The organism is Massilia sp. Masssp93, from assembly GCF_059491295.1.
Map to the genome: position 1 here is coordinate 4,153,510 of NZ_CP168502.1, position 12,817 is coordinate 4,166,326.

10 protein-coding genes and 2 tRNA genes are annotated in these 12,817 nt (G+C 63.7%); 6 read left to right on the plus strand and 6 right to left on the minus strand.

Going from position 1 to position 12,817, the window contains the following annotated elements; all coding sequences use genetic code 11:
• The first annotated feature begins 167 nt into the window (after positions 1 to 167).
• Genes ACEN9Q_RS17015 through ACEN9Q_RS17025 form a run of 3 tightly spaced genes read left to right on the plus strand, consistent with a single transcriptional unit; the run spans position 168 to position 3,136 of the window.
• A complete protein-coding gene (locus tag ACEN9Q_RS17015; RefSeq protein WP_495625392.1) occupies positions 168 to 1,340 on the plus strand; it encodes a hypothetical protein in 1,173 nt (390 codons plus the stop codon).
• A 36-nt stretch (positions 1,341 to 1,376) separates the two neighbouring features.
• Positions 1,377 to 2,315 (plus strand): hypothetical protein, encoded by a 939-nt coding sequence (locus ACEN9Q_RS17020; RefSeq protein ID WP_495625393.1) that lies wholly within the window; start codon positions 1,377 to 1,379, stop codon positions 2,313 to 2,315.
• Positions 2,312 to 3,136, plus strand: coding sequence for an NF038132 family protein (locus ACEN9Q_RS17025; protein ID WP_495625394.1), 825 nt, complete (start codon positions 2,312 to 2,314; stop codon positions 3,134 to 3,136). Before ACEN9Q_RS17020 ends, ACEN9Q_RS17025 begins: the two co-directional genes overlap by 4 nt.
• Positions 3,137 to 3,206: 70 nt before the next feature.
• Here the strand turns inward: ACEN9Q_RS17025 and ACEN9Q_RS17030 are convergent.
• The 3 genes from ACEN9Q_RS17030 to ACEN9Q_RS17040 all read right to left on the minus strand — a co-directional run bounded on the left by ACEN9Q_RS17030 (position 3,207) and on the right by ACEN9Q_RS17040 (position 4,679).
• Positions 3,207 to 3,282, minus strand: a tRNA-Asn gene (locus ACEN9Q_RS17030).
• Positions 3,283 to 3,348: 66 nt separating this feature from the next.
• Positions 3,349 to 3,424, minus strand: a tRNA-Asn gene (locus ACEN9Q_RS17035).
• Between the two features lie 43 nt (positions 3,425 to 3,467).
• Entirely contained in the window at positions 3,468 to 4,679 is a 1,212-nt protein-coding gene (locus ACEN9Q_RS17040; protein WP_082547963.1) for an amino acid aminotransferase, read from the minus strand.
• Between the two features lie 108 nt (positions 4,680 to 4,787).
• On the opposite strand from ACEN9Q_RS17040, the gene uvrB reads away from it, so the two are divergent.
• Both uvrB and ACEN9Q_RS17050 read left to right on the plus strand, forming a co-directional pair.
• Positions 4,788 to 6,884: an excinuclease ABC subunit UvrB gene (gene uvrB, locus ACEN9Q_RS17045; RefSeq protein ID WP_056441828.1), complete on the plus strand. Its 2,097-nt coding sequence runs from the start codon at positions 4,788 to 4,790 to the stop codon at positions 6,882 to 6,884.
• 166 nt (positions 6,885 to 7,050) lie between these two features.
• Positions 7,051 to 7,851, plus strand: coding sequence for a lysozyme family protein (locus ACEN9Q_RS17050; protein WP_495625395.1), 801 nt, complete (start codon positions 7,051 to 7,053; stop codon positions 7,849 to 7,851).
• Here ACEN9Q_RS17050 and ACEN9Q_RS17055 read toward each other — a convergent pair.
• Positions 7,848 to 8,759, minus strand: coding sequence for a LysR family transcriptional regulator (locus tag ACEN9Q_RS17055; protein ID WP_495625396.1), 912 nt, complete (start codon positions 8,757 to 8,759; stop codon positions 7,848 to 7,850). The two genes, ACEN9Q_RS17050 and ACEN9Q_RS17055, sit on opposite strands and share 4 nt — an antisense overlap.
• A gap of 100 nt (positions 8,760 to 8,859) precedes the next feature.
• Between ACEN9Q_RS17055 and ACEN9Q_RS17060 the strand changes: the two genes are divergently transcribed.
• Positions 8,860 to 9,963, plus strand: coding sequence for an aldo/keto reductase (locus ACEN9Q_RS17060; protein WP_495625397.1), 1,104 nt, complete (start codon positions 8,860 to 8,862; stop codon positions 9,961 to 9,963).
• An 84-nt stretch (positions 9,964 to 10,047) separates the two neighbouring features.
• Here ACEN9Q_RS17060 and ACEN9Q_RS17065 read toward each other — a convergent pair whose 3' ends face one another.
• The gene (locus ACEN9Q_RS17065; RefSeq protein WP_495625398.1) at positions 10,048 to 10,611 is read right to left on the minus strand and encodes a PEP-CTERM sorting domain-containing protein; all 564 of its coding nucleotides are present in this window, start codon (positions 10,609 to 10,611) and stop codon (positions 10,048 to 10,050) included.
• Positions 10,612 to 10,639: 28 nt separating this feature from the next.
• Positions 10,640 to 12,529, minus strand: coding sequence for a S53 family peptidase (locus ACEN9Q_RS17070; protein WP_495625399.1), 1,890 nt, complete (start codon positions 12,527 to 12,529; stop codon positions 10,640 to 10,642).
• Positions 12,530 to 12,817 lie beyond the last annotated feature (288 nt).

Below are 12,817 nucleotides of genomic sequence, written 5' to 3' on the forward strand. Positions count from 1 at the left end.
GCGATCGATGCCCCTTTCGCTTTTTCCCATCCGCATTTCAATCGAGCGGCGCCGGCCATTCGATACATCACAAATTCCCGCCAATCGAAAAGCAGAGAATGCATGGAGCCACGGTATTTACTGTCGTGTCTGAGCGTCCATAAGGAAATAATCTTTAAGGAATTATCATGCGATCGCTACTTGCAACGTTATTACTGATCGGCACCATGACATGTCGAATGGCGGAAGCGCAGACACAGTCTTGCAGTCCGGTAGGCACGTGGACGGACGATTACGGTTATACCTATCAAATCAACCAGCAATTAACCGGATCGGTGGCCGTGGTCGGATGCGGCGGATTATGGTCGCTCAGCGTCTCGGGCACGAATCCATTTACCGCAACGGCGACCAATCCTGCGCCCAGCGGGACCTGCGCCGCGTCGTTCACCATGGTCATGACGTTTTCTGCGACGTCATGCGACAGCGCGAGCGGCACCTGGACCAATTCCGCGGGATACTCGGGCACGGACACCTGGACCAGGACGACGGGATTGAAGATTCTCGCGCCGGTCAGCGCCGCGACCTACCCGATCGCCACGCCCGTACCATTCGACGCGACCGGCGCCGACAACGTACCGATCGACTGGAATCTTGCGCTGACGTACACGACGTCGGGCGGCCGCGGCCCCTTCGCGAATTCCAGCACCTTGACGACAAGTTCCGGCGTCACCCAGACCAGGACATTCGATGCGATGGGCGGCCAGCTGACAGCGACGGCAACCCAGAATGCCAGCACCGATCGCACGGTGGTCACGATTACCGGCATCACCATTTCCGCCGACGACATCACGAACCGGCTCGTCGGCCTTTACGCCGGCGGCAGTACACCGCATTTATTGACCGGTATCGCGCAACGGGAAAGCTCGTATGCGCAGTTTTCCCAGCTCACGTTATATGGACAATCCGCATTATGGCCCCGCGAAAGCTTCGACGGGGGCAGTCATATCGGCCTCATGCAAATGCCGGTCAGCATGCAAATGGCCTGGGACTGGATGGCGAACACGCAGGGAGGCGCCGCGCTGTTCAAGCAAAAACTGACGTTCGCAACACGATTCGAAACCCGCATCCGGAATGCCCACCCCGGCCTGCCCCCACTCACCGGCACGCAATCGGAAAACATGGCCCTGGTGTTCTATGGCCCATATGCGACGAGCTCGATAACCGGCCAATACTACGACGCGGCATGCGTCGGCGGCACCGGCGCCCAGTGCACCGGCGGACAATGGCAATGGATCGTCAATACCGCGGGCAACGGCAACGGCGTGGGGTACGCCGATTCGATACGCTCGCTGATGCATTAACCCCGAACCCGCATGTGACCGAAAGTGAGAACTGAAATGAATACATGGAGAAGCATGACGGTGGCGGCCGCGCTGTCCGCACTGTGTGCGCTGCCCGGCCAGGCCGGCGCCAGCGCCAGCGACGCGTCGCTGGCCGCGCGGGACTGGAGCGTCGACGGGTCGTCCGGATCGCTGCAGGCGAAGCCGCCGAGCAATGCGGACGTCGTGGCCTTTCTCGGCGGCCTCGGGCAGGACAACATCCACCTCTGCGATTTCCGGATCGCGGATCTCGACGCCGACGGCCGGTACGAACTCGTCGCCTCGGTCGACTATTCGGGCAGGCAATTCTGCAATACCGTCCTCGTCGCCGGTCCGGGCGCCGCGAAAACCGCGAACTTTTTCGTTCGGACCGTCCAGGCATGGAACGTGAACGATGTCGGCAGCCTGTTCAAGTCCGACGGCCCCGGCCGCCGGATCACGCTGGCGATTCCGCAGCCGCTCACTGATTACGACGGCGCCGAATGCGTCGCCACCTGGCCGGTCCTGTACCGGCTTGATCGCGGTCGCCTGAACGACGTGTCGGCGGCGCCCGAGTTCAACGCGTTCTACCGCAACCAGTATGACGCACTCGGCAGGGAAACGGGCGCCGGCGGCTTCGGCGTTAAACCGGCGGGCCCCGCCAGCCCGGCCCAGGCGAAGCACACGGTTGCAGATCCCAATGCCGCCTGCAAGCTGATCACGCTGGACAAGCTTGCCAGGTTTCTCGGATTTCATGTCACGGCGGGCCTCGAACGCGCACAACAGTGGATGCACAGCGACGACACGGCGCTCAGACGCAAGGCAGTGCGCGTGTTCGCCGACATCGGCACGGACGCCGCGAAGAGCAGCCTGGCCACCTTGTCGCACGACCGCGATCCCGTCGTGGCGCAATCGGCACGATCCGAGCTGGCGCGCGCCGCAGGCTCGACCGCAAAACTCAACTGGGGGCAGCGATGAAAACATTGTTCAAATCAAGCGGCGCGGCATTGTTCCTGTGCGTGGCGTCCGCAGCCGCCGCCCAGAGCTTGCCGCAAGGGTGGACGTTATCGGATGGCGGCACGGGCGGCATTGCCACTGCCGTCGCGGATCTGCCGCCGTCCGAAGGGCAGCAATTCGCCTTCATCGACAGTACGGGCGCCACGGATCTTTCCGTCACCGGCGTTGCCGGCGCCACGACCGGGAGCGCCCTGCTCTCATCGGTCTTCAGCGTCGACACGGCGCGCACCCTGTCGCTGGACTTGAACTTCCTCACCAACGATGGCGAGGATTTCCCCGATTTCGCCGTCGTCCAGCTCATCGATGCGACGACCATGGCCAACGTGGCGACGCTGTACACGGCGAATACGACCTGCGATGTCTGCCGGGCGGTGCCGGCGGTCGGCGGGCCGGGCGACGTCAGTGCCGGCGTGTCGCTGAATCCCGGTGCCGCCTATTTCGATGGCCAGTTCGCCGGATTGCTGGGCGGGATCCCGTATGGGCCCGGCAAATGGCTGAGCGGGACCGGCGGCGCAACGGGTTGGGTGACGAGTTCCTACGATCTGGCGCCCGGCAGTTACCAGCTGGCGTTTTTCGTCGGGAACGTATCCGATCCCGGCCTGGAATCCGCGCTGGCGATCGACAACATCCGGACTGATGCCGGCCTCATCGAAGGCTTCGAGATGGCGCCGCCCGTTCCCGAGCCCAGTGCCTGGTCCTTGCTGCTGGGCGGCCTTGCACTGCTGCTGGGAAAGCGGTTCGTCGGCCGGGGGCCACGCGCGCATCGGGGCGTATCGGCCTGATCGCGGCGCCGCGGCACCAACGAAAACGGCCGCTTCATCGAAGCGGCCGTTGTGCGTCTTGCTGATATTCTGGCTCCCCGACCTGGACTCGAACCAGGGACCTGCGGATTAACAGTCCGTCGCTCTACCGACTGAGCTATCAGGGAATAGGTGTTGCTATTATAGCCGCTCACCAACGGCTTGCACAGGCTGGACACCAACCGTGCGAATTCTGGCTCCCCGACCTGGACTCGAACCAGGGACCTGCGGATTAACAGTCCGTCGCTCTACCGACTGAGCTATCAGGGAATAGATTCCGCCAACAATGATTGCTTAGCGGAAGGCCGCGATTTTAGAGAACTTTTGCGATGGCGTCAACGACGGTGTCGATGTTCTTCGAGTTCAGCGCGGCCACGCAGATGCGGCCGGTGTCCACGGCGTAGATCGATTCGGCGCGCAGCTTCTCGACTTGCTCCTTCGTCAGGCCCGAGTACGAGAACATGCCGACCTGCTCGCGCACGAACGCGAAGTCCTTGCCCGGTGCTTTTTCGGCCAGCTTCTTGACCAGCTCGTCGCGCATCTGCTTGATGCGCACGCGCATCCCAGCCAGCTCGTCTTCCCACAGCTGGCGCAGTTCCGGCGTCGACAGGACGGTCGCGACGACCTTGCCGCCGTGCGTCGGCGGGTTCGAGTAGTTGGTGCGGACGATGCGCTTCAGCTGCGACAGCAGGCGTGCGGCCTCTTCCGTGGTCGAGGCGACGACGGACAGTGCGCCCACGCGCTCGCCGTACAGCGAGAACGACTTCGAGAACGAGTTCGAGATCAGCAGCGGGCCGGCCGTTTCGGTGAAGCGGCGCACGACGGCGCCGTCTTCGGCGATGCCGTCGCCGAAGCCCTGGTAGGCCATGTCGAGGAACGGGATCAGGTTGTTGGCGCGCACGACCTGGATCACCTGGCCCCACTGGTCGGCGTTCAGTTCGGCGCCGGTCGGGTTGTGGCAGCAGGCGTGCAGCAGGACGATGGCGCCTTCCGGCATCGCCTTCAGGTCGGCCAGCATGCCGTCGAAGTTGACGCCCTTGGTGGCCGGATCGTAGTAGGCGTAGGTGTTGACGGTGAAACCGGCGCTTTCGAACAGCGCGCGGTGGTTTTCCCAGCTCGGGTCGCTGATGTAGACTTGCGAATCCGGCGAGAAGCGCTTGAGGAAGTCGGCGCCGATCTTCAGCGCGCCGGTGCCGCCCAGGGCTTGCACGGTGACCGCGCGCTTCTCTTGAATTACGGCGCTGTCGGCACCAAATACGAGTTCTTGCACAGCCTTGTCGTACGCACCCAGGCCTTCGATCGGCAGATAGGTGCGCGGCGTCGGCTGTTCCATCAGCTTCGCTTCCGCTTTGCGTACGCAATCCAGCAGCGGCACTTTCCCGTTGTCATCGTAGTAGACGCCGACGCCCAGGTTGATCTTGGCGGGGTTGGTGTCTGCATTGAAGGCTTCGGTGATGCCGAGGATGGGATCGCGCGGGGCCATGGCGATGGCGCTGAAGATGCTGGCAGGAGCTGGGGAATTCATCGTGATAAACTTGGTTTGTCGGCTGGGTTTCGCAGCGGTTGTATAGACAGCGACCTCGAACAATGCTGGGTCGCAGGCGGATTCTCATTCTAGCAAAGGTCTGATCCAATGGCAGATTTATCGGTTGCAAATTCTCCAGCACCAACCGTCATCACGTTCCCGAATTCCCCGTTCAAGCTGCACCAACCGTTCCCGCCGGCGGGCGACCAGCCGACCGCGATCGAGGGCCTGATCGAGGGCATCGACGACGGCCTGATGTACCAGACGCTGCTCGGCGTGACCGGTTCCGGCAAGACCTATACGATGGCCAATGTGATCGCGCGCGCGGGCCGTCCGGCCATCGTGTTCGCCCCGAACAAGACGCTCGCGGCCCAGCTGTATGCGGAGTTCCGCGAATTCTTCCCGCAGAATGCCGTCGAGTACTTCGTCTCCTACTACGACTACTACCAGCCGGAAGCGTACGTGCCGCAGCGCGACCTGTTCATCGAAAAGGACTCGTCGATCAACGAGCACATCGAGCAGATGCGCCTGTCGTGCACGAAGTCGCTGATGGAACGGCGCGACGTCGTCATCGTCGCCACCGTGTCGGCCATCTACGGTATCGGTAATCCGAATGAATACCACAAGATGATCCTGACGTTGCGCACGGGCGACAAAGTCGCGCAGCGCGACGTCATCGCGCGCCTGATCCAGATGCAGTACACGCGCAACGAAATGGACTTCGCGCGCGGCACGTTCCGCGTGCGCGGCGACACGATCGACATCTTCCCGGCCGAACACGCCGAGCTGGCGATCCGCGTCGAGATGTTCGACGACGAGATCGAATCGCTGCAGCTGTTCGACCCGCTGACGGGCAAGGTGCGCCAGAAGATCCCGCGCTTCACCGTCTACCCCGGCTCGCACTACGTCACCGGCCGCGCCACCGTGCTGAAGGCGGTCGACTCGATCAAGGCCGAGCTGCGCGACCGCCTGGAGGAATTCCGCCAGCAGGGCAAGCTGCTGGAAGAACAGCGCCTCGAACAGCGCACCCGCTTCGACCTCGAGATGCTGGCCGAAGTCGGTTTCACGAAGGGCATCGAAAACTATTCGCGCCACCTGTCCGGCTCGATGCCGGGCGAGCCGCCGCCGACCCTGATCGACTACCTGCCCAAGGACGCGCTGATGTTCATGGACGAGTCGCACGTGATGATCGGCCAGCTGAACGCCATGTACAACGGCGACCGTTCGCGCAAGGTGAACCTCGTCGACTACGGCTTCCGCCTGCCGTCCGCGCTCGACAACCGGCCGCTGAAATTCTCGGAATTCGAGAGCAAGATGCGCCAGTGCATCTTCGTGTCCGCGACACCCGCCGATTACGAAAAGGGACGCGCCGACAACGTCGTCGAGCAGGTGGTGCGTCCGACGGGCCTCGTCGACCCGCAGGTGATCGTGAAACCCGCGCGCTCGCAGGTGGACGACCTGATGAGCGAGATCACCGACCGCATCAAGAAGGACGAGCGCGTGCTGGTCACGACGCTGACCAAGCGCATGGCCGAGCAGCTGACGGAATACCTGTCCGACCACGGCATCAAGGTGCGCTACCTGCACAGCGACATCGACACGGTGGAGCGCGTGGAAATCCTGCGCGACCTGCGCCTGGGCACGTTCGACGTCGTGGTCGGCATCAACCTGCTGCGCGAGGGCCTGGACTTGCCGGAGGTGTCGCTCGTCGCCGTGCTGGACGCCGACAAGGAAGGTTTCCTGCGCTCGGAACGCTCGCTGATCCAGACCATCGGCCGCGCGGCGCGCAACCTGAACGGCGTGGCGATCCTGTACGCGGACCAGATCACGGATTCGATGAAGCGCGCGATCGACGAAACCGAACGCCGCCGCGCCAAGCAGATCGCGTTCAACGAAGCGAACGGCATCATCCCGAAAGGCGTGCAGAAGAAGATCAAGGAAATGATCGACGGCGTCTACAGCGCGGCCGCGCAGAAGGCCATGCTGAACGACGTCGGCCTGTCGGAGGACGCGGCGAAGGTCGAGGGCATGAGCGAGAAGCAGATTTCGAAAGAGATCAAGCGCCTCGAAAAACTCATGGTCGACCACGCCAAGAACCTGGAGTTCGAAAAGGCGGCCCAGGTGCGCGACCAGTTGCACGTCCTCAAGCAGCAGGCGTTCGGGGCGCCGGGGGCGGACAATGTGGTGTCCATCCTCGGCAAATAAGACACCGCCGCCGCAAGCGCCGCAGCGGCACTGTCTTGACTGATCCAGGCTGTGCTTCGGCGCCAGGCGCAAGGCTTCGCTTTTTTGTCGCGGCCCGGTCGGCTTGATCTTTTACGCTTTACCCCAGGAATTGCACGATCAATATCTAATCGTAAGGGGTTAAGCCATGGGAAATACAATTCAGGCCGATAGCTGGCTCCACTCGGCGCTCCACGACATCAATCAGTTGAAAGCGGAGCTGCATAAAAAAGGCAGCACGCTCACCAGGAACGAGTATGAGAAACTTCTCCAGCGCATACTTGCGAGTCTTCATAAAAAGCTCAACCACGCAGCGCAAAACGACGACACCCCGTCCGAGAAGAAACGCGATCCCGTCACACAGGTGCCGCCTGCGCCATCAACGCCGCACAATGTGGCCGGAACGTATCGCTTGGCCGAATCGAAGGTTCGCGTGGATCGGGTCGGTACAAATTATATTTCCGACAGCATGCTGCGTGATGCTCAATCCAGTCGCGGCCAATTGAAAACCAAGGCGGAGTACGACGCCTTTATCGACGCAAACGCGGCCAGGTTCGGCCTGGATCCGGAAGTCGTAAAACGGGAATATCGCGTGGAATCCAACGGAGACCCGACGACGATGGGGGATTCCGGTCGGAACTGGTCTCAGGGTGGACCGTCGATCGGTTTGCTTCAAGTGACCAGCGGAATTCTTGCCGGCGGGGTGTGGGCAACACCTGGAATGACCACGAGCTCGGGCGTGAAATTGTCGAGCGGCGATTTGAAGAATAGCACTGCCGTCCAATTGCTTGCCGGCATGCAGCACTTGGCGGATTACAAAAATCAGGCGGGCGCGCATTTGGGAGCACGCGCCTCGCCACAATCCGTTTACACGCAAGCGCTTGGCAATTATGTCGGTCACGATCAAGCCGCTTACATCCGCAATATTGAAAATACGAAGCTGCCTTAAGCGAGAGGGTTTTCTCCCAACTGTTCGCCACAGTAATCGATGAATGCCCGCAGCTTGGCGGGCAAATGCCGCCGCGTCGGATAGTAGAGATGAAAGCCCGGCTGTGTCGACCAGCATTGTGGCAGCACGGGCACCAGCCTGCCCGCGGCAAGGTCGGCGTCGACCTGCCGCAGGAAGACGTGGGCGATGCCGATGCCGTCGCGCGCCGCGTCCGCCATTGACGCGCTGTTCGTGACGATCAGCGGCCCGTCCACCTCCACATCGACGAGGCGGCCGTCACGCATGAGTTCCCAGCGGTAGATCGCATTGTTCTTGCGAAACCGGTAGCGGATGCAATCGTGCTGCTGCAATTCCTCGATGGTGCGCGGCAGGCCGCGCCGCGCCGCATAGTCCGGCGCCGCCACCATGCACAGCCGTTCCTGCCGCGTCAGCGGCACGGCCACCATGTCGAGCTGGACGGATTCGCCCAGGCGCACGCCGGCGTCGAAGCCGCTCGCGACGATGTCCACGAATCCCTCGTCGAAGCCGAGTTCGACCTTGATGCCGGGATGCCTGGCAAGAAAGCCCGGCAACAAGGGACGCAGCCACACGGCGTAGACGATGTTCGCCATGTTCAACCGCAGCACGCCGGTCGCGCCGCTGCGGAACCCGTCCAGCTCGGCCGCCGCCTGCGTGAGCTCGGCCACGGCCGGCGCCACGCGCGCGAGAAATTGCTCACCCGCTTCCGTCAGGCGCACGCTGCGCGTCGTCCGGTGCAGCAGGCGCACGCCCAGCCGTTCTTCGAGTTGCCGGACCGTCTGGCTGACGGCCGACGGCGTCACTTCCAGCAGCGCGGCCGCGGCCGTGAAGTTGCCGCGCTCGGCGACGGTAGCGAATGCCAGCAATCCATCCAGTTGCGTCAGTTTCATTATGAAGCAGCTCTTAATAAGGATTGAAGATTATGCCCGTTTTTCTTTCTTATTGAGCCGACTATGCTGACGTTCATTCAACCAGACAAGGAGAAACGTCATGCAACAACCCATCTACTACACCCTCGGCCGCACCGGGCTGCGCGTCAGCCGCCTGTCGCTGGGCGCGATGACTTTCGGCACGGAATGGGGCTGGGGTTCCGACAAGGCGGCGGCCGAACGCGTGTTCAACCTGTATCGCGACCATGGCGGCAACTTCGTCGATACGGCCGATGTGTACACGAACGGCACGAGCGAGACGTGGCTGGGCGAATTCATCAAGGCCGGCGGCGCGCGCGACGAGCTCGTCCTGGCCAGCAAATACACGTTCAACCTGGCCGCCGCCAATCCGAACGGCGGCGGCAATGGCCGCAAGAATTTGATGCGCGCCGTCGAAGGGTCGCTCAAGCGCCTGCAGACGGATTACCTGGACGTGTTTTACGTGCACGCCTGGGATCAATTGACGCCTGTGGAGGAAGTAATGCGCACGCTCGACGACCTCGTGCGTGCGGGCAAAATCCGCCACATCGGCCTGTCGGACGTGCCGGCCTGGTATGCGGCACGTGCGCAGACGCTGGCCGAGTGGCGCGGCTATGAACCGGTGTCGGCATTGCAGCTGCAGTATTCCCTCGTCGAACGCAACATCGAGCACGAATACCAGCGCCTGGCGACGGAGCTCGGCATGGGCATCACCGTCTGGAGCCCGCTGGCCAGCGGTGTATTGGCCGGCCGCTATCGACGCGACGCGGGCACGCAAGGCCGTCTCGCGGCCATGCAGGGGAACGGCAACCCGGCGTTCCAGCACCTCACGGAGCGCAACTTCCAGATCGTCGACGAGCTGGAAAAAGTGGCGGATGCGGTCGGCCGGCCGATGGCGCAGGTCGCACTCAACTGGGTCGCGAACCGGCCGGGTGTCGCCAGCGTGATCGTCGGCGCGTCGCGGCCGGAACAGCTCGCGACGAACCTTGGGGCGCTCGATTTCGAACTCCCGGCCGAACTCGCCAACCGGCTCGACGAGGCGAGCCGACCCGCGACGCCGTTCCCCTACTATTTCTTCACGAATGCGATGCAGGGCATGATGTACGGCGGCGCGCGGGTCGGCGACAAGCCGGCGGGCTATCGCGCGCCGGTGCTCGTCGAAGGGTCGGGCAGCGGCGTCGACTAGGGTGTGTCCGACCGTCTGCGGGTAGCATGCAAACTCGGGCCCCTGCCTGCGCAGGGGCGACGGTCTGACTGCTGGCGGAACAAGTCAGTCCGACAGACCCTGGGCGTGTTCCGGCTCGGCGGCGGCGGCGGCGGCCTTGCGGCGGCGCGCGCCGATCATCCCAGCCAGCCCGACGCCCATCAGCGCCAGGCTCACCGGCTCCGGAATATCGGACAGCGCCTGCCCCGTGAAGCCGGCGCCGTCGACGAGGAAGGTCCCGGCCAGCCGCAGATCATACGTGCCGCTCGTGATCGTGCCGTGGCCGCTGGCCAGCTCGCTCGTCAGCGACAGGGCCAGCGCGTCGATGGGCGTCACGAAGTCGCCGGCGAACAAGCCGAGGTCCGTGAAGGCCAGCGAACCCACCAGGTCGGGGAACGCGGAAAACTCGAACCACGCTGGCTCGGGCGGCGTGTTGAACAGGAAGTCGTAGACGAACGTGTCGCCCGACATGGCGCCCGGTTCGGCGACGCCGAAGTTCCAGGTCTGCGTCGTGGCCGGCCCGAAATCGGGCACGACGAAGAACGTGTCGCTGAACGTCGGCGTGGCGGAGGCGAAGGCGGCGCAGGTGGCGAGTACGAGGCCGAGCAGGGTTTGTTTGATCGATTTCATCGCAATCTTTCGTAATTGGTTATCGGATTCACAGGCTCACGCCGAAGGCACGCGCGAGGTTCGCCACGTCGAGCGAGCCGAGGCCCGTCGCCGGATTGAACGTGTTCGTGCTCTTGTAGTAGAGGTTGGTGCCGGCCGTGATCGCGCGGAACGGCGACGTGGCGCCGTAGCCGTAGGTCTTGAACGCGCCGTACAGTTGTGGATGCAGCATGCCGAGGCGGCTGTTCTTGCCGGCGGCGATCAGCGTGAAGATGCCGTTCAGCTGCGGCGCCACGAAGCTCGTGCCGCCGCTGCCCGCGCCCCACTGCCCGTCGAAGTACACGAGGTAGCCGCTGTACGGGTCGGCATTCAGCGACACGTCCGGCAGGTTGCGTCCGGCGACGCCCGGCGGCAGGTCGATCAGGCCTTCATAGCCCGCGCCCGGATCGCCCAGCAGCGACGCCTTGCAATACAGGCTTTGCGCCGCGGCGCTCGTCATCGCGCCGGCCAGGCCGGTCTGGTACGACGGCCGGTCGAAGTCCACGCTGACGCCGCCCCCGCCGCCCACCGGGAAGTAATCCGAGTAGTACAGCGTCTGGCCGTAGTGCGACGTGATGTAGCCGCGCAGGTAGTCCCAGGCCCAGGCGCGCTCGGTCGGGATCGTGATGCTGCCGTATTTGTGGACCTGCGTATGCGGCAGGGTCGTGCCGCCGGCCGCCAGCACGGCCGTGTCGGACGCCGGGTGGTCCGCCGTCAGCAACGTGGTGCAGGTGGGATACGGGAAGTTGCTGTTGATGTCGAAGGCGCCCGCATCGCCCGACGCGGCGATCACCGGAATGCCCTGCAGCGCGGCCTGGACGAACACGGCGTGGAAGGCGGCGAGGTCGGCGGGGCCGTTGAAGACCTCGGCGGCGCCCCAGCTCACGGACAGCGTGTCGACGATGTTCTCGTCGACGGCCGTGGCGAACATGTCCAGGAAACCGTTGCCCTCGTTCGGTGCCAGGTAGACGCGGATATTCGCGCCCGGCGCCACGCCGCCCGACTGCTGGACGTCGAGCGTGGTCTCGCCGGCGCCGCCGCTGCCCGGACCGTCGTCCGGCAGCGGACCGCCGTCGACCAGCACGTCGGTGATGCGGTTCGGCGCCACCGATAGCCCGAGCGCATTCCAGTAGCCGTACGCGTCGGACTGGCGGTAGCCGGCCAGCGTGGCGATGCCGATGGTCTTGCCGGCGCCGGTCACGCCGGCCGCATACAGCGGGTTGACGTTGTATTTGGCGGCCAGGTCCAGCACCGTGTACTCGCCCGGCAGCGATGCGGCCGTGGCGTTCGGGGTCGGGATGCGGCTCGGCACCAGCTTCGATTCGCCGGTGGCGACGCCGGACGCCGGCTGGCGCGTGATATTGCTGCGGAACAGCGGGCGGCCGTTCAGGCCGTACACGGACTTGACGATGCCGGCCAGGTTGGCGGGCATCGCGGTCGTGCCGGCCGGTGCCTCGTAGGTGCGGCCTTGCGTCTGGTAGGCGTGGATCGGGCTGCCGAACACGGCCGCGAGCTGGGCATTCGTGCCCTGCGCGGAAATCAGCAGGTTGTTCGCATAGACTTTCGTCACCGTCAGGCCCTGCGCCTTCAGGAAATTGACCACCTGGGCGATCGACGTGGCGTCCTGGCCATACAGGCTGCCCACTTGCGCCGGCGTCAGGAATTTACGGTAGTTCGGGCTGGCCGGGTCGACGACCGCGGCGGCATGCGCTTCCATGGCGGCGAGATTCCTGACGGCCAGCGACAGCGTGATCTGCCTGACCTCCGACTGGGGCGCGAGCCCGAGATCGACGATGCGCGCGTCCTTGTCGACGTGGAACTGGGTGGAGGTCGTGGCGCCGTAAGCCAGCGACGTGGTCAACACACCGATGGCAACGGTAATTGCGGTGAGGGTTTTCAATGCGGACTCCCTGATGATTGTTGAGGGTCCTGCCGGGGTCGGCAGGCGCATCGATAGCCCAAGCAAGGGGTATGCCATTTTCAGTAACCAAGAGTTATTTCCTTGATTAATCAAAAACTTGTCATCCGCCCGTCACTTTTTTGTGTCTGGAAAATTGTTTTGGTGTAAATTTCTTCGACACACATGTAATTGATTGTCATCAAATTGCCGGGGCTGGCCAGCAGCGCGGCGACGTGCTAGGACGCGAATCCGTGTACGGGAGCAGGAAAATGTGAACGACGATGACGG